Raw genomic sequence first — 22,018 nt, forward strand, 5'->3', positions numbered from 1 at the left:
GGGGATGTGTCGGTTAGATCCGGACGCGGTAGCCGGCCGCTTCGATGGCCGTCCGCACGGAGTCCGCGGAGGCGGGCCCGGTCACGGTGACGGGGGAGGCCCCGCCGGCGACCAGTTCGACCCGGACATCGTCCACCCCGTCCAGGGCGCTCACGGCCTCGGTGACGGAGCCCACGCAGTGTCCGCAGGTCATGCCCTCCACCTGGTAGGTCGCGTCGCCGGCGCTCGTCCCGGTTGAGTCGGCACTCTGGCGCCCGGCGGGGGCGGTGGCGTCGGCGGCTGGGGCGCAGCACGAGCAGCCGTTGGTGGCCCCCGGCAGCGGGGTGCGGGCGGATTCGGTCATGACGGTCTCCTTCAGGTCTGAGGGCGGCGCCGGACGGCGCCTCTCCTCTTGGTATATACCCCCCGGGGGTATTATTCAAGGGGTGGAGCGCCGGTGTTCACGGTGGATAAACGGGTGCGCCGGTAGGTGGGCTGGTCGGGGGGCTGCTTGGTGGGCAGGTCGATGGTGAACGTCGCCCCGTCCGTGGTGGAGGTGGCGCTCAGGGTGCCGCCGTGGGCCTGGATGAGAGCTCGGGAGATGGCCAGGCCGACCCCGGAGCCGCCGTGGTCACGGTCGCGGGCGGTGTCCCCGCGGTAGAAGCGTTCGAAGACGTGCGGCAGGTGCTCGGGAGAGATCCCCTCCCCGGTGTCGGTGACGCTGAGCGTGACCCCGGACGGGCTTTGTCGGGCCTCGAGGGTGACCCGGCCCCCGGCCGGGGTGTGGCGCAGGGCGTTGGTGAGCAGGTTGCCCAGGACCTGGCCCATGCGCTGGCGGTCCACGTCCACGGCCAGGCCCGGATCGGCGTCCATGGTCAGGGCCACGCCCTTGGTGGCGTAGGCCTCCTTGTGGGCCTCGGTCGCGGCATGCAGCAGCCCGCTGACCCCTTGGGGGCTGCGGTCCAGTTCGATCCGGCCCTCCTCGGCGCGGGAGACGTCGTTGATGTCCTCCACCAGCCGGGTCAACCGGGCCAGCTGCTCGCCCATCAGCTCACCGGTGGGCTCGTCCCAGTGGGACACCCCGTCTTGCAGGGCCTCGTGGTAGACGGTCAGCACGGAGACGGGGGTGCGCAGCTCGTGGGCCAGGTCCGAGAGCATCCGTCGACGGGTGTCCTCGGTGCGCTGAAGCCGTGCGGCCATGGTGTTGAAAGACCCTGCCAGCTCCTCCACCTCGGTGCCGGCGCCCATGGCCGGCACGCGGGTGTCGTACCGTCCACCGGCCATGGCCTTGGCCGCCTGGGTCAGGGCGTTGATCGGACTCTGGATCCGGCGGGCGACATGCCAGGTCAATGCCAGACAACAGATCAAGGCCGTGGCCAGGGCCACGCCCAGGGTCCAGAAGTTGGCGTCCCGGTAGGCCTGCTCCACGTGCAGCACCTGGGCTGCATCGTGTCCGGCCCCGGCCTGTTCCAGGTGCTCGTGGAACAGTGGTGGGCCGGCCAGGGAGGCCACCACCACCGCGGCCAGCACGCTGGCCCCCACCACCAGCAGCTGGGCGAAAAAGAACCGGGCCGCTAATCCTTGGTAGCGCCGCCGGCCGGTCATTGCTCCGCCATCCGGTAGCCGACCCCGCGGACGGTGTCGATATAGCGGGCCGGGTCCGCGTCGAGCTTGCGGCGCAGGTTCTTGATGTGCACGTCCACGAGCCGTTCATCGCCCACCCAGGCCGGGTCCCAGACGATATCGATCATCTGGCGCCGGGAGACGGCCTGGTGCGGGCGCCCCGACAAGGCGGCCAGCAGGTCGAACTCCGTGCGCGTTAGTTGCACCACCTGGCCCGACACGCGGGCCTCGTGGGCGGCCAGGTCGATGACCAGGTCACCGCAGACCCGTTCCGGTTCGGGGGCTGACACCGTTGTGCGCGGCCGGCGCATGACCGCCCCCACCCGGGCGACCAGCTCCCGGACGCTGAAGGGTTTGGTGATGTAGTCATCGGCCCCCACCGCCAATCCCTCCAACCGGTGGTGCTCATCGCCGCGGGCGGTGAGCATCAGCACATAGCACTCGGAGAAGGCCCGCACCCGCCGGCACACCTCGATCCCGTCCAGCCCGGGCAGGCCCAGGTCCAGGACCATCACGTCGGGCTCGTGAACCCGGGCGGCCTGCACTGCGGCCGGGCCGGTGTGGGTGAGGGCCACCTCGTAGCCGGCCCGCTCCAGGTAGGTGGCCACCATGCGCGCCAGCGGCTTCTCGTCATCGACCACCAACACCCGGCCGGCCGCCGGACCAGTCCCAGTGTCAGTCCCAGTGCCAGTGCCAGAGTTCATGGGTCCAGTCTCGCTCTGTCTCGCGCCCCGGCGGCTCAGAACGGTGCCGGGGCGGGGAATCTTCATCGAATCTTCAAGGCAAACCGCCCCATCCCGGCGCGTCACCGGCCGACAATGGTAGAAGCCCCGCCTTTTGGCCCGGGGCGGAAAGGCTCCATGACCCCCCTGACCCGCAGAACCCTGATCGCCGGCGGGCTGACCCTGCTCGGCGCTGGCACCCTCACCGCCTGCGCCGCGCCGAACCCCGCGACATCCCCGGCGGCCGGCACCGGCACGCAGGGCACCGGCACGGCCATCACCCACGTCCATGCCCTCACCCGGGACCCCGAGTCCGGTGAGGTGCTGCTGGCCACCCACCAGGGCCTGTTCCGGCTCCAGGACGGGGAGCTGACCCAGGTCGGTCCGGTCGTGGACTTCATGGGTTTCACCCTGACTCCCGAGGGCCGCTACCTGGCCTCGGGTCACCCCGCGCCGCGCACCGGCCTGCCCGAGCCGCTGGGCCTGGCCGAGTCCACCGACCGGGGCCAGAGCTGGACGGTGCTCTCCCGCGGCGGCGCATCCGATTTCCACGCCCTGGCCGCCGGCCCGAACGGGGTCCTCGGCTTCGATGGGCAACTGCGCGCCAGCACCGACGGCCTCACCTGGCAGAGCCTTGAGATCCCCGTCGCCCCGGCATCGCTGGCGATCTCCCCCCAAACCGGGACCGTGCTGGCCACCACCGAAACCGGCATGTTGCGCTCGACCGACCACGGCGCGACCTGGACCACCCTGGACACCCCCCAGCTGATGCACCTGGTCGCCTGGGCCGATGACACCACCGCCGTGGGCGCCGGCACCGAGGGACACCTGCTGACCAGCACCGACGCCGGCGACACCTGGACCGCCAGCGACCGCCCGGTCGGCACGGCCACCGCCCTGGGAACGGGCATCACCGACGACGGGCAGACCGAAGCACTGCTGGTCGTCGGCTCGACCGTGCTGTCCACCACGGACGGCGGGAACACCACCGAATCGCTGCTGTGACCTCCTCCCGCCGCCCCCTGTCCGGCTGGCCCGCCCTTCGAACCGTTCTGGGCACCCTCGTGTTGATCCTGGGCCTGCTCGGGATGCACGCTGGTACGGGCACCAGCGCGGCTTGGGCCGCCACCGGTACGGCCGCCGCCACAACTGTTCATCACCTCGGGCCGGGGGCCATCGGTCCGGCCGGCATGGTGCCCGAGGTCGTGCTCCCGGCCGAGCCTGCCGGGGATGAGGCAGCCGACCCCGGGCTGCCGGTCTGTGCCCTGGAGGCCGTGGACGATACCTGCGCCTCGGCCCTGACCAAGGCACCTGTCGTGTCCCACTTGGCCTCCCGGGCCCTCCTGCCTAGCCCCGGTGGGGGACTGACCGCACCACCCCTGCCCTGGGTTGCCCATTGAAGCGCCCTGGGTTTCGTTCCGATCCAACTGAAGGAGAATCGGAACATGCCCAAGAAGTACACCCCCGAGCTGCGTGAGCGCGCTGTGCGGATGGTCCTCGAGCGCCAAGTGGCCGAGGGAGGCCCTCGCTCACACTCGATCCGGGCTGTGGCCCCGCAGCTCGGCGTCGGCGAGGAGACTCTGCGCATGTGGTGCAACCGCCACGGCCACCAGATAGCACCAGCGCCTGCCGGCGAGAGCATGCAGGAGGAAAACAAGCGCCTCAAACGTGAGCTCGCTGAAGCCAGGCGCGCGAACGAGATCCTCAAATCCGCCTCGGCTTTTTTCGCCAGGGAACTCGACCGCCCCACGACGAGATGATCGCGTTCATCGACGAACACCGCGATCAGTTCGGGTTCGAGGCCATCTGTCGCACCCTGCGTGCGACGGAATGTGGGTTCATCACCTCCCGCGGCTATCGTGCCGCGAAGAGTCGGCCTGCCTCCGCTCGGGCTCTACGAGACGAGCTCCTCATCGAGGAGCTCGAGCGGATCCATGCCGAGAACTACAGCGTCTACGGGGTCCGGAAGATGCACCACGCGATGGCCCGGGCCGGGTGGGAGATCGGCCGGGACCAGGTCGCCCGACTGATGAAGCTCGCCGGCGTGGAAGGGGTGCGGCGCGGACGTAAGCCGATCACCACGAGGCCGGCAGGCGAGCCGGATGCTCGTCCTGACCTCGTCGTGCGCTGCTTCACCGCCCAGCGGCCGAACCAGCTGTGGGTCGCTGACATCACCTACGTGCGCACGATCTCGGGGTTCTGCTTGAGTCGCTTTCATCACCGACGTGTACTCCCGGCGCATCGTGGGATGGGCGGTCTCGGGCAGCCTGCACACCGCGGGGCTGCCGTTGCTGGCCCTGGAGCACGCACTGGTCTCCACCGGCGCTACCCGCGGGCGGCAGGGCCTGATCCACCACTCGGACCGAGGCGCCCAGTACGTCAGCTTGGCCTACTCCGACGCGCTCATCACCGCCGGGGTGAGCGCCTCGGTGGGCACCGTGGGCGACTCCTACGACAACGCCCTGGCCGAGACGGTGAACGGGCTCTACAAGGCCGAGCTCATCCATGCCAAGCGGCTCTGGGAGTCCGTGCAGGCGGTCGAGCTGGCCACCATGGGGTGGGTGCACTGGTGGAACACCACCCGCCTCCACGAGGCCCTCGGCTACACCACCCCGGCCGAGGTCGAGGAGGCTTACACTCACGATCAGGATTCAGCGCCCGTTGCGTCCTGATCTCGGAACAAAACCCAGGGCGCTTCACTCGCGCACCATCCAGTACGACACATCGGTGGCGTGGTGCTCATCCAGGAGCCGGTCGAAGATCCGCTTCGCGGTGTGCCGCTGCTTGCGGGGTGCGTCTAGGTCGGCACGCAGCCAGTCGTCGATGACTCCTCGGTATCGGTCCAGCCGTGACCCGCGCTTCGGGGGAGGCTTCCGCTCCTTCGGCCAGGCCGACTCCAGAGCGGCGACCACGGTCCGGTAGCCGACGCCGTGCTTGCGTTGCAGCGCACGATTCGAAATCCCCGCGCAGGCGTCGCGCCGAATCGCCGCGTACAGCTCGATTCGATTCACTGCCCGGCATCCGCTATGGCGGCTTCAGTGGATGCCGGCCGAAATTGTCCCGAGAAGTCGCTGAATCGTCGCCAAGGTCCGCGTCGTGACCGGCACGGACAGCAGTTGCTCGAGGCCCCCGGTGACGTTGCCTGCGGTCTGGCGCGGCTTCCAGCAGACGCTGTGGGCGTAGTCGGGCTCCAGGGCGCGGATCTCTACGAGACCATCTGGGCTGCGGAACGGCAAGCGGACAGCCGGGAGCTGGCGCACGTCATAGAACGAAATCATCGAGCGGTAGACGCCTTCGCCGGGATCTACCGGAGGCACATCCTCGACCGCACTTCGAATCTGCTCCAGCGCCCGGATGACGACAGGTTGCTGATATCCCGTGGCCCGCAGTTTGAGGATCGCCTCGGCCGATGTCTTCTCCGGATCGATAGACTCGAAAGCGACCGTTCCGTTGCTTTGGAAGCTGCGGGCGGCCGCCGGACCGCCGAACGCGTCGACGAGCTCGTCACCAGTGGGACTGCCTGGGTGGCCGAGGTTGAGGTTGCGGAACAAGGCGACGGTGATCATGAAGTGGCCAGCTCCACGATGACGCGCGCCGTCTCCGCCGGCCGGGTGATCATCGGCCAGTGGCCGGCATCGAGCGTGCGGTAGCTCCATCCGAGGTGCTCCGCCGACACCTCGACGGCTGGAGGGCTGGTCCGGAGGCAGCGGACGTAGGCTACGGGCACGCCCGCTGCGCTCAGCGGCTCGTTGATCGCAGGTTGCATGTAGGTGCCGATCGGTTGCGCGGTCAGGTGCTGCTGCATCCACGCGAAGTCGGCGTCGCCGATGCCGTTGCCCGGGTAGAGCTGGTCGAGCTGCTCTCGGGAGAACCACGGGATCGCCCCGTCGTTGGCGAGGCTCGTCATGAACGCGGCGACGTCGGCCCCCATCACGTCGAACCACGACCTGCCCGGCTGCGGTAGAGCGGCGTCGATGAGGATGAGTCGGCGAATGCTGTGCGATCGTCTTTCGAGTACGGCCGCGGCGACGTAGCCAGCGAATGAGTGAGCGACGAGAGTGGCATCCGCCTGGTCCGTGAGGGATTCGTGGACGTCCTCGACCCAGTCATCCAGCCCGACGGCGGCCGCGGGCGTCGCGTCGTCACCCGTCGTGCGCAGCTGCGGGGTCATGGTGTGGAATCCGTGGTCGTGCAGGATCGGTGTGACGCGTTCCCAGGCCCAAGGGCCAAGTCCGCTACCTCCGATAAGGACGATGGGGCTGCTCGCGGTCATGTGTCTGCTCCTATGCGGTCGATAAAGTCGGTCAGGTCGTCGACAAGCTCGGCGGGCGAATCAAGTGAGGCGACATGGCCGCCGCTGTCATGCGGGCACCAGGCAACGAGGTTGTTCTCGCGGGACGACACCGAGCGGGCGGCGTAGTCCCCGTGGCCGAAGGCGCTCACTGCGGTCGGCACGCCGCCAGCAGCGGCATCCAGGTCGGGAGCGTCCATCGAGTAGATCCGCACGCTGGTGCCTGCACTCGCTGTCAGCCAGTAGAGGGTCGCGTTGGCCACGATGAAGTCGGTTCCCAGGCCGAAGTCAGTCCCGAGTGCGGCCTGCCACAGCTGGTACTTGTCGAGCTGCCAGGCGAGCAGTCCCACCGGCGAGTCCGACAACGCGAACGCCAGCGAGTCTGGCCGACGACTCTGCAGCTGAAGGTATCCGCCGCCGTCGACGGCGAACCCCCTCAGCCTGCTCCAAGCAGGCTGGTCGTCCGCGCTCTCGGCCATGAAGCCTCGTAGCCCTGCGCTCACGTGGACACCGATGACGCGCCCGGGTTCGACTGCGGCGATGGCTCGAGCGACGACGGAACCCCAGTCCTGTCCATGGACGAGGAACCGGTCGTGGCCCATCGCCCACATGGCCTCAGCCAGTAGGCGCGCTGAGTCGGTGATCGACCATGAACCTGGTGGCAGCGTCGAGGTGCCGAATCCGGGAAGGGACGCCAGCACGATCTCGGAGGCCAAGGCCTGGAGGGGCTCGATCACGCGATGGAAGGCCAGGAACGAGGTGGGCCAGCCGTGCAGGAGCAGCATCGGCACGCGCCCTGATCCGCGAAACCTGACGGCATGGACGCGGGCACCCCCGATCCTGAGGTCGACGTGCTCACCCAATCCATCGCGGCTCTCCTGCTGAAGCCACTGGTCCCACTCAGCCGCATACTGCTCCACGATCGACGGCGCGAGACCGCGCACCCCCGCCTCCGACGAGGGCAGCACCGGCCACCGCGTCTGACTCAAGCGGCTTCGGAGCGACTCGAAGCCCGCTTCGGGAGCCCCGAGTGCAACCCACGAGAAGTTGGTAGCATGCTGTCACATCGCCACCCTAGGAGTATGACAGCGTGCTGTCAAAGCATAGAAGTGTGAACGCCGACGCCGACTCGGCACTGCATGCCATCTTCGAGGTGAACCGGCTCCTGCGCGACGCCGGGGAGCAAGTGTCCGCGGCGGCAAGTCAAACGCATTCCCGGCGCATGGTCCTCCAGGCCGCCGGCGACCGCGCGACCGTTCCGGACATCGCCCGCCGGCTCGGGCTCCAGCGGCAGAGCGTCCAGCGCGTCGCCGACGAGCTCGTAGCAGACGGTCTTGCGCGCTACGAGGACAACCCACGCCACCAGCGGTCCCGACTCCTCGTCACGACGGCAGCCGGAAAAAGCGCACTCGCGGCGATCCAGAGCGCTCACCGTGCGTGGGTCGCGGAAGTGGTCGCCACGGTCGGCGAGCTCGACTGGGAACGCCTCAGCGGTGACCTGGACCGGATCACGCGAGCCGTTGGGAAACATGCGCGGCACCCTGGCTAGGTCGCGGCGTGCACGGCCAGGCATCTGGGCTGGCGTCCGGTGGTGTCGACTCTCGCCAACATGCTGACTCGATGGATCCACATCGGTGCTCGAACTCGCCTACAAGCGGTGTCGGACGAGACTTCCGTATCCACCGTAGTCACCGCGGAAGGTCGCGTTCATCTCCTCGCACGCCTCGTCTAGATCGGAGGCGGCGACGTCGGGTGGGTAGCTCATGAGATAGCACTGGGCCAGATCGTCGGCCATCCCAGCGTCCAATCCTCGAAAGTCGAGTCCTCCAGGGAGCTGGCCAGCAGGGTAGAGCTGCGGCAAGTGAAGAGTCAGAAGGTCAGTGGGCACAGTTGTTCCTCTCGTGATGGTGGGGTGTTCAGCGCGATGCCGTCAGAGAGTGAACATGGCTAGGAAGATAGCAGTGCAGAGGCGCAGTGGAGATAGGGCGAGACGCTCGGAGTGTGAGGGGCTGGTCTCGCGCTCGTGGAAGCGCAGCCGCGAACGGTCGTTTGCTGCGGGCGAGATCCATGCCAGTTGGCTCGCCAGCTCACGCATCTCTCCTCCCGGCGGTGCAGGCCCTCCTATAGTCGGACGATGGGAATCTCCTGCCCCTTCTGCGAAGTCGCCGAGCGGCGCACCCCCGCCCATGTGGTCACCGAAGGTGCGCTTTCGCTCGTCTTCCTTGACCTCTATCCGGTCGCAGACGGTCACTGCCTCATCACCCCTCGGCGCCATGTCCCCACACTCTCCGACCTCCGACCCGAGGAAGGCGCCGAGATGTTCACCCTCGCCACGCGAGTGGCCGGCGTCATCCGTAGGACCCTGGCTCCCGCGGTGAACCTGCACCTATCAGACGGCGTTGAAGCCGAACAGGACGTGCCCCATGTTCACCTGCACGTGATCCCTCGCCACCGCGACGATCAGGTGTCGATCCACCTGCCCCCGTCCTCGACCCCGACAAGCCCGGAAGCAACCGTAACGGCGCTACGGATTGGGATGCACATACAGAGCAGCTAGGCAGATGCGGCACAACCGGTCGTTTGTGGCGTCCTCACCATGAGACTCCGAATAGCGTGCTCGTAGCTCTCTGGGTGTGACTTCGTCTGCTGAATGGCGGGGTTCTTCGGTCGCTTCGTGGCGGGGTCAGGTGACACCGATGACCAGGGTGCTCTGTGCGGCTTCGATGACGTCGTTGGTGATGGTGTCGAGTTCGTTGATCTTCAGGACCCGCTGGATCTGGGGGAAGAGGCGTTCGAGGAGCCGGAAGTTGCCGCGGGTGATCCGTGCGATGGCTGCGATGGCTTGGGCGTCGGTGAAGTCGTCGGGGTCGAGGGTCTTGCCGAGGGATCGCCAGTGTCGCTCGAGGACGAACAGCAGTTCGTCTTGTCCCAGGGGCCGGTACTGGTGGGCGAAGCCGACTCGGCTGTAGAACTGGGGGTAGTGGCTGAACTGCTTCTCCAGGCCGGGCATGCCGATCAGGATCAGGGCGATGTCGTCGCGGTCGTAGCGATCGCGCAGCAGTTCCAGAGCGGCGGGACGCAGTCGTTCGGCCTCGTCGACGATGATCAGCTCCACGTAGTTCCTGCCGTGTCGCCATCCCCAGGCCTCGGGAGTGGCCGTGCCGGGAGGTACGAGGTGCTGCTCGATGCACATGTTGGTGCGGGTGATGGCTTGGGTCAGCTCGTCCTTCAGGGTCCGCGGGGTGGTCAGCACGCTGGGGGTGTAGAGCACGGTGCGGCTCCGGTTCAAGGCGGCGTAGATCTTGGCGTCGTTGTCGGAGCGCGGCCCCCAGTAGGTCAGCAGGTCATGAGCCTTCTCGTAGTGTGCGTAGCGGCGCGCGGAGAGTGTCTTTCCTACGCCGGCTGATCCGAAGCACAAACCGATGGTGTGCCCGCGGCGCACGGCGTCGGCGAACTCGGTGAAGCGGCGGTGCTCCTTGGTGACGATGAAGCGCTGGCTCACCTGAGGTCCTCCTTGTAGATCTTCAACGCCGACCTCGGCGCCGGAGCCGGTGCTTCGGTGATCCGTGGCGTCTCGGTAGGTGCGGCCACGAGGGCGATGCGTTCGTTGATGCCGGCTCGCAGCGCCCGGCGGCGGGCGTTGCGCGCGGCCTGGATCTCCTTGAGGCTGACCTTCTGGTCGTGGTGCTCTTGGTTGACGGCCTTGCAGACGAATTCGTCGTGATCCAAGACGCGGATCTCGGTGATGTCGCGGGGGTCGTAGCGGATCACGACCGAGCGTCCGACGTAGCCGGCCAGAGTTGGCGAGACGTAGCGCAGGCCCTGGAAGCGGATGCCATCGCGGCGCACGACGCGGGTCTTGGCGACGGTCAACAGCAGCCTGTCGAGGTCTTCCAGGCTCTCGGGCATTCGGGGCAGCCAGCCATCGGCGATCCACGCGCTGCGCGGGGAGGTTCCGAGCTCGCTGTGCGTGCGGTCGTTGTAGGTGGCCACGAACGCCTCCAGGGCGCTATCGAGGGCGGCCAGGGACAGTTTCGGTGTCGGCCAGGGGTGCCCTTCGGTGATGTGTCCGGGCAGGGTGGCGAGTAGCTCGGTGTTGATGGTGCCGAAGAACCGCTCGATCTTGCCCCGTCCCTGGGGTCGGGCGACGGTGGAGTGGATCAGTCGGATGTGGAGGTCGACGGCGGTGTGGGCGAGCTGGTCACTGGTGAAGTCGCTGCCGTGGTCGACGTAGAGCACGTCGGGCAGGCCGCACATCGGCCAGGCCGGGTCGGTCTTGTGCCAGATCGCTTGGCGCAGCGCCAGGGCGGTGTTCATCGCCGACGGTGCGCCCAGGAAGACTGTGTAGCCGCAGACCGCCCGGGAGCAGTCGTCGAGGATCGTTGTCAGCCATGGCCGTGCGGGCTTGCCGTCGGTGCCCACCACCAGGATGTCGAGCATGGTGTGATCGGATTGCCACATCGCGTTGGGCAGCTCTGCTTGCCGGCGTAGCACCAGCTCGTGCTTGTCGCGGTAGGACGCTGCGCCCTCCAGGGCGAGGGTGACCATGCCGGGATCCAGGGTCCGCACGATGTCCCACACCACCGAGTAGGAGGGGACCGGCCACCTCCGGGCGGCGCAGATGCCCGTGACTTTGCGATGGATCGTGGCGATGGCCGGCCGCGGCTTGCTCAGTGCCAGGCCCTCGATCAGGTCGACGAGGTCGGGCGGAAGGCGGCGGGAGCCGGCGTCCGCCCGTGAGGCTGTCTCCAGTCCGGCGTAGCCGTCGGCGCGGTAGCGGGCGTGCCAGCGCTCCAGGGTCCGCAGCCCTACATCGGTCTCGCGAGCTAAGCGCGCGAGGGGCACCTGGTCCTCGACGTGGAGCCTGAGGATTCGCCACCGCGCTCGAGCGTCCACGACGCACCTACTGCAAGGCGTTCTCGCGCCCGCGCTCGGCGCGCTGAAGGGCGCGGTAGACCGTGGAGCGGCCCACGCTGAACAGCTCGGCCAGCTCGCCCACGGTGTGCTCGTCGGCAGCATGTAGCTGGACGAGGTGAGCTTCTTGCCGGGGGGTGAGTTTCGGTGACTTCCCGCGCAGCCGGCCCTTGGCCTTGGCGACCTTCATCCCCTCGCGGGTGCGGGCACGGATGAGGTCGGCTTCGAACTCGGCGACCATCGCCAGCACGTTGAACAACAGTTTCCCCATCGGGTCGGTCGGGTCGTACACCGATCCGGCGATGCTCAGCTTCACTTCCCGCGCCGCGAGGTCGTCGGCGATCTGGTGGGCATCACGGACTGAACGCGCCAGCCGATCGAGCTTGGTGACCACGAACGTATCGCCGTCCCGACAGGCAGCCAGCGCCTGCCGCAGGCCCTCACGGTCGGCGTTGCGGCCCGTGAGCCCGTGATCGACGTAGATGCGCTTGGGATCGACGCCGAACGCCGCGAGTCCGTCACGCTGCGCGGTTAGGTCCTGCTCGTCGGTGGAGACTCGGGCATAGCCGACCTTCAAGGGGGACATGCTCCCCAGTGTGTCATATACCCTCCCTTCACCGGACAGTTCACCGGACGGGTCTTACGGGACAGCCCGCCAGGCGTGCCGTCGTTCCTCTCGATAAGTAGCGGTGGTGTCCGGTGAGGGTTCCCCTTACGGGCATGCGATCTGGGCTGACGCCTGTGACCGAGTGTTCAGTGCGCGCTGTATAGTTCAGTCCATGCTGACTATTGCTTCGCGTCTCGACGTGATGAACCGCCTGGGTCGTGCACTGGCCGACCCCACTCGATCCCGGATCATCTTGACCCTGCTCGACCATCCCGCTTACCCGGCGGAACTGGCCCGAGATCTGGACCTGACACGCCCGAACGTGTCCAACCACCTGGCATGCCTGCGCGATTGCGGGATCGTCGTCTCCGAGCCCGAGGGTCGTCGGACACGATATGAGATCGCCGATTCGCACCTGGCGCAGGCGCTGACGGCACTGGTCGATGCCACCCTGGCAGTGGACGAAGACGCCCCGTGCATCGATCCCGCCTGCTCGCTTCCCGGATGCGACGCAGCTGGGGAGGGCGCATGATCCTCACCTCGGTCTTGCAGGCGATGGGCCTGTTCGCAGCGACCAACATCGACGACATCATCGTGCTCTCCCTCTTCTTCGCGCGAGGGGCAGGCCAGCGCGGCACTACCGCCCGCATTCTGGCCGGCCAGTACCTCGGATTCGCCGGCATCCTCGGTGCCGCGGTCCTGGTGACCATCGGTGCCGGAGCATTCCTGCCCTCGGCAGCCATCCCGTACTTCGGTCTCATCCCTCTGGGCCTCGGCCTCTGGGCCGCATGGCAGGCCTGGCGCGGAGACGATGACGACGATGACGACGAGGCCAAGGTTGCCGGCAAGAAGGTCGGTGTGTGGACAGTCGCAGGCGTCACCCTTGCCAACGGCGGCGACAACATCGGCGTCTACACCCCTGTCTTCCTCAGCGTGGAACCTCTCGCAGTAGTCGCCTACTGCATCGTCTTCCTCGCGCTCGTCGCGGTCCTGGTGGCCCTGGCAAAGTTCGTCGCCACCCGCCCCCCGATCGCCGAAGTGCTCGAACGCTGGGAGCACGTCCTCTTCCCCATCGTTCTCATCGGCCTCGGCATCGTGATCCTCGTCAGCGGCGGAGCCTTCGGACTCTGACGTAGCGGCAGCGATCCAAACGGCCCCGACCGGGCGCACCCCTCTCGGTTCAGACCGCGACACCTACCTGCAGCCAGTCCTGCGTGATCGCGGCAACAAGACCGCCACGGAGCGCTGCAAAAACCCCGCCACCAAGCGAACGAAGCCACACCGAATAGCGTTCTCATTGCTCTCTGGGCACGCCACAACCGTCGCCACAACCACCTCGCCACAACCTCCGCCGCCTCACCGTTCATGGCGCGTGCTGACCACCCACACCCGGGGCCGCCGCAGTCGCCCCTCTCCACCACGATCCCCCGGCTACCCTGGGAGGCATGTCTGAACCCACCGCAGCCTCCCTGCGCATCGCCGTCCTCATGGACAGTGACAACGTCTCCCCCAAGTACGCCCCGCTGATCCTCGAGGAGCTCGCCACCTACGGCACGCCCACGATCAAGCGCGCCTACGGGGACTGGACCACCACCAACCTCAACGGATGGAAGAAGGCGCTGAACCACCACGCCATCCAGCCCGTGCAGCAGTTCGCCTACACCGTGGGCAAGAACTCCTCGGACTCCGCGCTCATCATCGACGCGATGGACCTGCTCTGGATGGGCAACGTGGACGCGTTCGCGCTCGTCTCCTCCGACTCCGACTTCACCCGCCTCGCCACCCGTCTGCGCGAGTCGGGCAAGCGCGTGATCGGCCTCGGCGCCCGCAAGACGCCGGCCTCGCTGCGCAACGCCGTGGACCAGTTCATCTACCTCGAGCTGCTCGGCGCCGAGGACGACCACGACGTCGACGTCGAGACCGACGACGACGCCTCCGAGGCGTCCGACGAGTCGGCCGCCGAGAAGCCCTCGCGCTCAGGCCGAGGCCGCGGACGCGGCCGGGGTCGGGGCCGCTCCGCCGAAGACAAGGACGCGAAGGACGACGACGCCGCCTCGGGCGACCAGAACTCCGACACCGCGGCCGCCGCGGGCGGGACCGACGAGTCCGCCGCCGAGCAGGCCGACACACTCGCAGAGCCGAAGGCCGCCGCGCGCGGTCGCCGCAGCCGCCGTGCGTCGTCGTCGGGATCGGAGGCGGCCATCGCCGAGGATCCCACGCCGCCGGAGGTGCCGGTGGACGCGGAGCCGGACGCCGACCACGACGTCGCACCGCGCATCAACCTGCAGTCCGCGCTCGTCAAGGCCGTGACCGCCACGAGCTCCGACGACGGCTGGGCCTCGATGGGCCTGATCGGCCAGCACCTGAGCCGCACCCACGTGGACTTCGACCCCCGCGACTTCGGGCACCAGAAGCTCTCCACGCTCGTGGCGGACCAGCCCTACCTGCAGACCCGCACGGAGGGCCGCTCGATCGAGGTCAGCCTCAAGCGCCGCAGCCGCCGCGCGGAGGGCTGAGCGCCCTCACCCCGCGACGCGGACAGGGGACGGCGGGCGAGCGGTGGGCAGGCTCGCCGCCCGCCCGCCGTCGCCCTGTGTTCACCCCAGATCCACCGGATGGTCCCCGAACGCCTCTACGATGGTCGAATGGCCAACACCCTGGAGTTCCTGCGCGGCGTCGACCGCCTGCACGCCTTCTACACCGAGAACGTCCGCATGCTGGCACACGCCTATGACCTCTCGGATGAGGAGGCCTCGACGCTGCTGTCCAACACGGGCTTCGCCAACGTCGCCGTGGCCATCCTGCGCGAGCCCCGCGTGGACATCCTGGGCTCTCTGGGCGAGCGCCCGGAGGACGAGAACGGCGACGGCACCCTCTGACGCCTCGGCGCTCCGTCAGCCCAGCCCGGCGAGAGCGGCCAGCACGCCCGCGGCGTCGGGCGTGGCGCACGTCCCCGCGAGCGGCAGGCCGAGGCGCACGCACGTGGCGCGCGTCGGCTCGCCGATGGCCAGCAGGCGCACCCGCTCCCGCGCCGCCGGCCCCAGGCCCCGTTCGGCGAACTGCTCGGCGGACGAGGAGCTCGTGAGGAGCACCACCGTGCCCGGCTCGGCCTCGGACAGCTGGGCAGGCGTCACGACGGGCGCGTCGGGAGCTGCCGTGCACGCCTCCGCGACGACCGGGTCCGAGGCGGCCACGGATCCCTCTCCCTCGGCGAGCAGCCGTCGCCACGGCGGCGTCCCGGGATACGGCACGGTGCGGTAGGCGACGGCGGTGCGCACGTCCCAGCCCGCCGCGCGGAGCCCGTCGGCCAGCGCGGGCCGGGCGAGGTCGGACTGGGGCAGCCACGCGATCGGCACGGCATGCCCCTCCGCGGGGGGCCAGAGGCCCTCGACGACCTCCGGGGCCGCCGTCGGTCCGGTCATCCCGGCCAGGATGCCCCGGGCCGACCGGTCCTCGGGGGGCGTCCAGACGCGGATGCCGGGCGAGGCGGCGACCAGCACGTGCGCCGTCCCGGGGCCGGTGGCGACCGCCCGCACGCCCTCGTCGACGCCTCCGAAGTCGTGTCCTCGCAGCGCCCGCACGGCGTTGGGGCTCGTCACCACGAGCACGCCGCGCGCACCCGGGGCGATGAGCTGCATGGACATCCTGCCGAGGGCGTCCGCCTCCGCGCCGCCGGTCAGCACGAAGTCCACGAGCGGCAGGAACGCGACCTCCACGGCCTCCCCGCCCACGACGGCGCCCGACAGCCGGGCCTCCAGGGCTCCGGCCTGAGCGGGCTGCCGGGTGAGCAGGACGCGCACGTCAGGCCTCGGTGTCGGTGCCGGTGGCGTCGACGTCGGCGGGGGTGCCGCCCTCGTAGACGTCCTCGGCGGACTCCTTCACGCCGCGCACGGTGCCGGGCAGCAGGTCCGCGCCCTCCGCGATGAACAGCTCCGCCAGGTGCACCCCGAGGGCCTCGGCGGCGAGGAACAGGGTGTCCTCGATCCACTCGGCGGCCTCGGCCGGGTCGGCGGCGACGTCGTCCGGCACGGGGTCCAGCTGCACGGAGGAGGTGCGGCGCAGCACCTGGGAGCCGTCGACGGCGGCCACCATCGCCCGCATCTCGATGCGCGGCGCCCCGGAGTCGAGGTCCTCCACGGTGGCGAGCGCCCCGATCGGCGCGGCGCAGCCGGCCTCGAGGCGGCGCAGCAGCGCCCGCTCGGCGGTCACGGCCACATGCGTGGGCAGGTCGTCCACCAGCTCGAGGGCGCTCCGCAGGACGGCCTCGTCCGAGTCCGGATCGAGGCCCGCGAGCCCCCCGGCCGGGCCGTCCATCAGGGACTCGTCGAGCAGGGGCCGCTCGTCGGCGCGGATCTCCACGGCCAGGGCCCCCTGGCCCGGCGCCGGGACGAGGACGTCCGGGTCGATGCGCTCCGTGATGACCTCGCCCATGCCGAGCCGGTCCAGCCCGGCGCACGCGAGGATCACGGCGTCGAGGTCGCCGCGGGGGGCTCCGGCCGCGGCGGGGGCGCCGTCGTCGTGCTGCTCGAGCCCCGGCACGCGCGCCAGGCGCGTCTGCACGTTGCCGCGGATGTCCACGAGCTCGAGGTCGGGCCGCAGCGCCTTGAGCTGGGCCACCCGGCGGGGCGAGCCCGTGCCCACCCGCGCACCCTCGGGCAGGGTCTCCAGGGTCAGGCCGTCGCGCGCGCACAGGGCGTCGCGCACGTCCGCGCGCGCGGGCACCGCCGCGATCTCCAGGCCCGCCGGCTGGGCGGCCGGCAGGTCCTTGAGGGAGTGGACGGCGGCGTCCACCGCGCCGTCGAGGATCGCCGCGCGCAGGGCCGACGCGAACACCCCGGTGCCCCCCAGCGAGGCGAGCGATCCGGTGGTCACGTCGCCCTCCGTGCGGATCACCACGAGCTCATGGGACAGCCCGGCGCGCTCCGACACGGCCTCCGCCGTCTGCCGGGTCTGCGTGGTGGCCAGGGCCGAGCCACGCGTGCCGATGCGCAGTGCCTCCATGACGGCTCAGGCCTGCGGGGGCTCGACGGCGGCGTCAGCGGCGGTGCCGTCGGACCCCGCCTGGTGCTCGGCGAGCCCTCGCACCGGCGCGTCCACGGCCGACGTCGTGGGGCGCACCGATCCGTCCCGCATCACCTTGGAGCAGCAGTCCGGACGGCACACGTCGTACCAGGCCGGGAAGCAGCCCTGGGCGGCGCGGCCCTCGCGGCGGCCCAGGCGCTCCTCCACGATGTCCACGAGCCCGGCCACGAAGCGCGGGTCCGTCCCCGGGGTCGGGGTGCGGCGGAAGCCGACGCCCAGCTCGGCCGCGGTGTCCTTCGCCTCGGTGTCGAGGTCCCACACGACCTCCATGTGGTCCGACACGAAGCCCAGCGGCACGACCACGAAGCCCGCCACCGCGCGGCCCGTCTCGTCCACGGGCGCCTCGGGGCCGGCCAGGTTCTCCATGGCGTCGTTGATGTCCGGCTCGAGCCACGGCACCGACGGCGGGCCGGAGCGGGACTGGTACACCAGGGACCAGTCGACGTCCTCGCCACCGGGCACGCCCGCGAGGATCTCGCGGGCCACGTCCAGGTGCTGCGCGGAGTAGACGTCCGCGCCCTCGACCTCGCCCGGCTCGCCGCCGGCGGCCTCGCGGAGCGCGGCGGCGGTGCCGCGCGGCCCGGCCGCGGCGGCGTCGGAGACGGGGATCGAGTGGGTGGCGAACAGCACGTGGATCCGGGCGTCCTCGCCGAGCTCCGCGCGCAGGGACGCCAGGTCGGCGGCGAGACCCTCGCGGAAGGGGGCGATGAAACCGGGGTGGTTGAAGTACTGGCGCGTCTTGTCCAGGTCCACCTTCCCCTCCAGGCCGGTCTTCTCCATCGCCATGCCCATGTCCTCGCGGTACTGGCGGCACGAGGAGTAGCAGGAGTAGGCCGAGGTGGTGACGGTGAGGATCCGGCGATGGCCGTCCTCGTGCATCTGCCGCAGCGCGTCCGGGACGTACGGCTCCCAGTTGCGGTTGCCCCAGTAGACGGGCAGGTCCATGCCACGGGAGGCCAGCTCGGCCTCGATCGCGGCCTTCAGCGCCCGGTTCTGCCCGTTGATGGGGCTGACCCCGCCGTTGGCGCGGTAGTGGGTGGCCACCTCCTCGAGGCGCTCGTCAGGGATCCCGCGGCCGCGCGTGACGTTGCGCAGGAACGGGATCACGTCCTCCTGGCCCTCGGGCCCGCCGAAGGAGGCGAGCAGCAGCGCGTCGTACTCCTTGGGCGCCATGGCGCCCGCGGCGTCGTAGTCGAGGCCGGGCTCGGCCCGCTCGACCTCGATCGGTCCGGACGGGATCGTCTCGGCGGGGGCGCCCCCCGCGGCGTTCTGTCCGCTCATCAGGCCAGCACCTCCAGCAGCTCGGCGGTCTCCACAAGGCGGCCCGTGTAGAACGGGACCTCCTCGCGCACGTGCATGCGCGTCTCGTTGTTGCGCAGGTGGCGCATCATGTCCACGAGGTCCTTCAGCTCCGGAGCCTCCAGGCCCAGCAGCCACTCCCAGTCGTTGAGGCCGAACGCGCTCGTGGTGTTCGCCCACACCTGCGGGAAGTCCTGGCCCAGCTTGCCGTGCTCGCGCAGCATGCGGGCGCGCTCCTTGGGGTCGAGCAGATACCAGTCGTACGAGCGGACGAACGGGTAGAAGCACAGCCAGTCCAGCGGCTTGCGGCCCATCGCGAAGGCCGGCACGTGCTCCTTGTTGAACTCCGCCATCCGGTCCGCACCCATCGCGGACATCACCGTGGTGGTGCGCTCCAGGAGGCGGGTGCGGCGCAGGGCGCGGATGCCGGACTGCAGGTCCTCGGGGGTCTGCGAGTACATCCACACCATGACGTCGCCGGCCTCGCGCATGCCGGAGATGTCGTAGGTGCCGCGCACGGTCACGCCGCGGCCGGCGAGGCCCTCGACGACGGCGTCGAACTCCTTGACCGCCTTGCGCGCCTCCTTGCCGGACAGGTCCAGCCAGCCCGGCTCACCCTGCGGGCGGGCGAACATCGTATAGGTGGTGAACCAGTCCTTGCCGGCGGCGGCAGGAGTGGTGGTCGCGTCCTGGGTCATGGTGCTCCGTCCTCGTTCGTCTCGTCGTTCTTCGTCGGTGTGTCCAGATCGGCTCGGGCACCGTCGGCCGCGAACACGGCCTCCACCCCGGCCACGATGGCGGCCAGGCCGGTCCCGTGCACCCAGCTTCCCACCGCGTCCAGGCCCGGCACGGGCGCGGCCCACGCGAGCAGCGCGTCGGTGGCCTCCCGATCGGGCCCGGCCTGGGGCGGGATGGAGTGGCGCCAGCGCGTGACGGCGCGGGCCACCACGTCCTGCTCGGCCAGCGGCACCCCGGTGAGGGCGGCGGCGTCGGCGAGGCCCTGGGTGAGGAGCTCCTCATCCCCGGAGCGGGGGCCGAGCTGCTCGTCCCCGCCGCCGTGGCGCCCGTAGGAGAGACGCAGCACGTGCCGGTGCGGGTGGCGCGGCTCGCCGTCGGCGCCGGGACGGGCCACGACGTCGCGCAGCCAGTCCCACTTGACGGTCGCGTGGGTGAGGGCCTTCGCCGCCACATCGGTGCCCTCGGCCACGAGCACGCCCGTGCCGCGCGGGGCGGCGTCGAGCCCGGGGGCGTCGACCACGAAGGTGGCGAGCGCGACGCCGTCGGACAGTGCCGGCCCGTCAGCCTCGCCGAGCACGCCGTGGGAGAGCGGGGAGAGCAGGTCCCATGCGGTGGACCCGTCCACGGCGAGGACCACGCGGTCCACGTCGAGCCCGCGCACCACCTCGTCGTCGCGGTCGGAGATCTGGGCCCACCACCCCTCACCCACGCGGGAGAGGGCGGCCACGCGCACGCCGCGGAGCACGGTGACCCCGTCCTCGCGGAGGGACTCCACGAGGCGTGTCGTCAGGCGGTTCATGCCGCCCTCGAGGCCGGCGACGGCGGCGCCGGGCGTGGCGCCCCCGCGCAGGGCCGCGACGCCGGCGGCGAGGCCGCCCTGGGCGACCGCGGCCGCGAGCAGGCCTGGCGCCACGCGCTCCACGTCCACCACGGCGGGGTCGGCGGAGTGCACGCCGCCGACCACGGGGCCCACGAGGCGCGTGAGCACCTCCTCCCCCATCCGGTCGGCGACCAGTTCGGCGACGGTGACGGGGCGGCCCGCGGCGAGGGCCTCGGTCCACCGGTCCATCGGCGCGTGCGCGTCGGCCCGGGCGCGCTCGAGCCCCGCGGAGCTCAGGGCCCGGGCGAGGTCGTCGGCGTCGAGGTCGCCGGGGATGCCCAGGAGACCCAGGCGGGGGGCCGGCACCGTGGCCTCCGGGCCGTGGAGCCACGAGCCCAGCGGGGCGGGCGCGACGATGCGGCCGCCGAGCCCGAGCTCCTCCAGGAGGTCCCGCACGGCGGTTCCGCGCACCGCGAACGACTCCGCGCCGCCGTCGAGCTCCAGGGCCTGGGTGCACCCCGTCCCGGACTGCGAGATCGAGGGGACGTCGAGGAAGCGGGAGGACAGCGCGCCGCCGAGCACCGAGGTGGCCTCGGCGAGGGTGACGTCCCAGCCCGCTTGGCGCAGCCGGCGGGCGGAGAGCAGGCCGGCGATGCCGCCGCCCACCACGAGGGCCGTCCCGCTCACGCGCGCCCCCCCGGGGTCGCGGGGATCGAGTGCACGAGCTCGACCACGCGGGTGAGCACGTCCGGATCGGTCTCGGGCGGCACCCCGTGGGCCAGGTTCACCACGTGTCCGGGGGCCGCCGCGCCGGAGGCGACGACGCCGCGCACGTGCGCCTCGAGCACGGGCCACGGGGCGGCGAGGAGGGCCGGGTCGACGTTGCCCTGCAACGGGACCGCACCGCGACCGTCGGCGCCCGGATTCGCGCGGAGGCGGCGATCGGCCTCGGCGAGCGTGAGGCGGTGGTCGACGCCGACGGCGGAGGCGCCGGCGTCGCGCATGTGGTGGAGGAAGTCGCCCGTGCCGGTGCCGAAGTGCAGCAGCGGCGCGCCCCCGGGCACGCCCGGGCCGGCCATGTCGCCCACGTGGGCGAGGGCCGCGGCCGAGTGCGCCTGGACGTGCTCGAGGTAGTCGTCCGCGGAGAGCGAGCCGGCCCACGAGTCGAACAGCTGGGCCGCCGAGGCGCCGGCCTCGAGCTGCGCGCGGAGGAACTGGCCGGAGACCCGCGCGGCCCAGCCGGCCAGCGCCGCCCACGCCTGCGGATCGCCGTGCATCATGCGGCGCGGCCCGAAGTGGTCTCGGGAGGGACGGCCCTCCACCATGTAGGCGGCCAGCGTGAAGGGGGCGCCCGCGAAGCCGATGAGCGGCCGGTCCCCGAGCTCGGCGACGGTGGCGGCGACGGCCTCGCGGATCACGTCCAGGGCGGAGTCCTCGAGGTCCGGCAGCGCCGCGGCGTCCCGGGCGGTGCGCACGGGGGCGCCCAGCACGGGGCCCACACCGGGCTGGATCTCGACGTCCACGCCGGCGAGCTTCAGCGGCACCACGATGTCGGAGAAGAAGATGGCCGCGTCCACGTCGTGGCGCCGCACGGGCTGGAGGGTGATCTCCCGGACGAGCTCGGGCATGAGGCAGGACTCGAGCATGCCGACGCCCTCACGGACCTTCTTGTACTCCGGCAGCGAGCGGCCGGCCTGGCGCATGAACCACACGGGGCGGCGGGAGGGCTGCTGGCCGCGCAGCGCCCGGATGAGCGGGCTGGCCGCGGTGGAGCGAGCGGTGTCGCCCGTGCGGAGCGGGTGCCCGGCGGGGAGCGCGGGGGCGGGGACGCCGGCGTCCGGCGTGCCGCCCTCGGGAGTCAGAGGATCAGTGGACATGACCCCATCCTCGCACCGGCTCCGCCCGCAGGCATATCGCGACGGCTGTGACGCGGGCCGCGTTCC

The 22,018-nt window shown here is 70.7% G+C and carries 23 protein-coding genes and 1 pseudogene; 8 read left to right on the forward strand and 16 right to left on the reverse strand.

What is annotated here, in order from left to right; all coding sequences use genetic code 11:
- Positions 1-13: 13 nt before the first annotated feature.
- From LG274_RS04080 to LG274_RS04090, 3 genes are all read right to left on the reverse strand, one after another.
- Positions 14-343: a heavy-metal-associated domain-containing protein gene (locus tag LG274_RS04080; protein ID WP_404465565.1), complete on the reverse strand. Its 330-nt coding sequence runs from the start codon at positions 341-343 to the stop codon at positions 14-16.
- A 71-nt stretch (positions 344-414) separates the two neighbouring features.
- Entirely contained in the window at positions 415-1,584 is a 1,170-nt protein-coding gene (locus LG274_RS04085) for a HAMP domain-containing sensor histidine kinase (RefSeq protein ID WP_343281977.1), read from the reverse strand.
- Entirely contained in the window at positions 1,581-2,306 is a 726-nt protein-coding gene (locus tag LG274_RS04090) for a response regulator transcription factor (protein WP_343281976.1), read from the reverse strand. The genes LG274_RS04085 and LG274_RS04090 overlap by 4 nt, the downstream gene beginning before the upstream one ends.
- A gap of 156 nt (positions 2,307-2,462) precedes the next feature.
- Here LG274_RS04090 and LG274_RS04095 point away from each other — a divergent pair, with 156 nt between their 5' ends.
- Together LG274_RS04095 and LG274_RS04100 are read left to right on the forward strand one after the other, a co-directional pair.
- Positions 2,463-3,329 carry a F510_1955 family glycosylhydrolase gene (locus LG274_RS04095; RefSeq protein WP_298713843.1) on the forward strand — a complete coding sequence of 289 codons (867 nt, stop codon included), beginning with the start codon at positions 2,463-2,465 and terminating at the stop codon, positions 3,327-3,329.
- 440 nt (positions 3,330-3,769) lie between these two features.
- Positions 3,770-4,996 (forward strand): annotated as a pseudogene (locus LG274_RS04100) (IS3 family transposase).
- Positions 4,997-5,020: 24 nt separating this feature from the next.
- On the opposite strand, the gene LG274_RS04105 reads toward LG274_RS04100, so the two are convergent.
- From LG274_RS04105 to LG274_RS04120, 4 genes are read right to left on the reverse strand one after another with little or no spacing between them, the layout of a single operon-like run.
- Positions 5,021-5,335 carry a hypothetical protein gene (locus LG274_RS04105; RefSeq protein WP_404466087.1) on the reverse strand — a complete coding sequence of 105 codons (315 nt, stop codon included), beginning with the start codon at positions 5,333-5,335 and terminating at the stop codon, positions 5,021-5,023.
- A 24-nt stretch (positions 5,336-5,359) separates the two neighbouring features.
- The gene (locus tag LG274_RS04110; protein ID WP_343281980.1) at positions 5,360-5,890 is read right to left on the reverse strand and encodes a DUF1697 domain-containing protein; all 531 of its coding nucleotides are present in this window, start codon (positions 5,888-5,890) and stop codon (positions 5,360-5,362) included.
- Positions 5,887-6,597 (reverse strand): alpha/beta hydrolase, encoded by a 711-nt coding sequence (locus tag LG274_RS04115; RefSeq protein WP_343281981.1) that lies wholly within the window; start codon positions 6,595-6,597, stop codon positions 5,887-5,889. Before LG274_RS04115 ends, LG274_RS04110 begins: the two co-directional genes overlap by 4 nt.
- Complete coding sequence (locus LG274_RS04120; RefSeq protein ID WP_404465569.1) at positions 6,594-7,583, reverse strand: alpha/beta fold hydrolase; 990 nt, start codon at positions 7,581-7,583, stop codon at positions 6,594-6,596. The genes LG274_RS04115 and LG274_RS04120 overlap by 4 nt, the downstream gene beginning before the upstream one ends.
- Positions 7,584-7,726: 143 nt before the next feature.
- Between LG274_RS04120 and LG274_RS04125 the strand changes: the two genes are divergently transcribed.
- Both LG274_RS04125 and LG274_RS04130 read left to right on the forward strand, forming a co-directional pair.
- On the forward strand, positions 7,727-8,164 hold the full coding sequence (locus LG274_RS04125; RefSeq protein WP_343281983.1) for a MarR family transcriptional regulator: 438 nt from the start codon (positions 7,727-7,729) through the stop codon (positions 8,162-8,164).
- A gap of 585 nt (positions 8,165-8,749) precedes the next feature.
- The gene (locus LG274_RS04130; protein WP_319076290.1) at positions 8,750-9,172 is read left to right on the forward strand and encodes an HIT family protein; all 423 of its coding nucleotides are present in this window, start codon (positions 8,750-8,752) and stop codon (positions 9,170-9,172) included.
- A 126-nt stretch (positions 9,173-9,298) separates the two neighbouring features.
- On the opposite strand, the gene LG274_RS04135 is transcribed toward LG274_RS04130, so the two are convergent.
- The 3 genes from LG274_RS04135 to LG274_RS04145 are packed head-to-tail and all read right to left on the reverse strand — an operon-like array spanning position 9,299 to position 12,115.
- Entirely contained in the window at positions 9,299-10,117 is an 819-nt protein-coding gene (locus LG274_RS04135) for an AAA family ATPase (RefSeq protein WP_037161208.1), read from the reverse strand.
- Positions 10,114-11,511: a Mu transposase C-terminal domain-containing protein gene (locus tag LG274_RS04140; RefSeq protein ID WP_404465571.1), complete on the reverse strand. Its 1,398-nt coding sequence runs from the start codon at positions 11,509-11,511 to the stop codon at positions 10,114-10,116. Before LG274_RS04140 ends, LG274_RS04135 begins: the two co-directional genes overlap by 4 nt.
- A 7-nt stretch (positions 11,512-11,518) precedes the next feature.
- Positions 11,519-12,115: a recombinase family protein gene (locus LG274_RS04145; RefSeq protein WP_010534181.1), complete on the reverse strand. Its 597-nt coding sequence runs from the start codon at positions 12,113-12,115 to the stop codon at positions 11,519-11,521.
- 193 nt (positions 12,116-12,308) lie between these two features.
- Here LG274_RS04145 and LG274_RS04150 point away from each other — a divergent pair, with 193 nt between their 5' ends.
- The 4 genes from LG274_RS04150 (at position 12,309) to LG274_RS04165 (ending at position 15,015) form a co-directional block, all read left to right on the forward strand.
- Positions 12,309-12,668: a helix-turn-helix transcriptional regulator gene (locus tag LG274_RS04150; protein WP_006590980.1), complete on the forward strand. Its 360-nt coding sequence runs from the start codon at positions 12,309-12,311 to the stop codon at positions 12,666-12,668.
- The gene (locus tag LG274_RS04155; RefSeq protein ID WP_036381382.1) at positions 12,665-13,267 is read left to right on the forward strand and encodes a cadmium resistance transporter; all 603 of its coding nucleotides are present in this window, start codon (positions 12,665-12,667) and stop codon (positions 13,265-13,267) included. The genes LG274_RS04150 and LG274_RS04155 overlap by 4 nt, the downstream gene beginning before the upstream one ends.
- 314 nt (positions 13,268-13,581) lie before the next feature.
- Complete coding sequence (locus LG274_RS04160) at positions 13,582-14,652, forward strand: NYN domain-containing protein (protein WP_404465574.1); 1,071 nt, start codon at positions 13,582-13,584, stop codon at positions 14,650-14,652.
- Between the two features lie 129 nt (positions 14,653-14,781).
- Positions 14,782-15,015: a hypothetical protein gene (locus LG274_RS04165; RefSeq protein WP_298712077.1), complete on the forward strand. Its 234-nt coding sequence runs from the start codon at positions 14,782-14,784 to the stop codon at positions 15,013-15,015.
- Between the two features lie 15 nt (positions 15,016-15,030).
- On the opposite strand, the gene LG274_RS04170 is transcribed toward LG274_RS04165, so the two are convergent.
- Genes LG274_RS04170 through hemE form a run of 6 tightly spaced genes read right to left on the reverse strand, consistent with a single transcriptional unit; the run spans position 15,031 to position 21,952 of the window.
- Entirely contained in the window at positions 15,031-15,936 is a 906-nt protein-coding gene (locus LG274_RS04170) for a uroporphyrinogen-III synthase (protein ID WP_404465576.1), read from the reverse strand.
- 1 nt (position 15,937) lies between these two features.
- The gene (gene hemC / locus LG274_RS04175) at positions 15,938-17,137 is read right to left on the reverse strand and encodes a hydroxymethylbilane synthase (RefSeq protein ID WP_298712072.1); all 1,200 of its coding nucleotides are present in this window, start codon (positions 17,135-17,137) and stop codon (positions 15,938-15,940) included.
- A 6-nt stretch (positions 17,138-17,143) separates the two neighbouring features.
- Positions 17,144-18,499, reverse strand: a complete 1,356-nt coding sequence (locus LG274_RS04180; protein ID WP_404465578.1) for a ferrochelatase — start codon at positions 18,497-18,499, stop codon at positions 17,144-17,146.
- The gene (hemQ, locus tag LG274_RS04185) at positions 18,499-19,215 is read right to left on the reverse strand and encodes a hydrogen peroxide-dependent heme synthase (protein ID WP_298987458.1); all 717 of its coding nucleotides are present in this window, start codon (positions 19,213-19,215) and stop codon (positions 18,499-18,501) included. Before hemQ ends, LG274_RS04180 begins: the two co-directional genes overlap by 1 nt.
- Complete coding sequence (locus LG274_RS04190) at positions 19,212-20,762, reverse strand: protoporphyrinogen/coproporphyrinogen oxidase (protein ID WP_404465580.1); 1,551 nt, start codon at positions 20,760-20,762, stop codon at positions 19,212-19,214. Before LG274_RS04190 ends, hemQ begins: the two co-directional genes overlap by 4 nt.
- Entirely contained in the window at positions 20,759-21,952 is a 1,194-nt protein-coding gene (gene hemE, locus LG274_RS04195; protein WP_298987462.1) for a uroporphyrinogen decarboxylase, read from the reverse strand. Before hemE ends, LG274_RS04190 begins: the two co-directional genes overlap by 4 nt.
- Between the last annotated feature and the right edge of the window lie 66 nt (positions 21,953-22,018).

This window comes from Micrococcus antarcticus (assembly GCF_044872765.1).
Taxonomy (GTDB): domain Bacteria; phylum Actinomycetota; class Actinomycetes; order Actinomycetales; family Micrococcaceae; genus Micrococcus.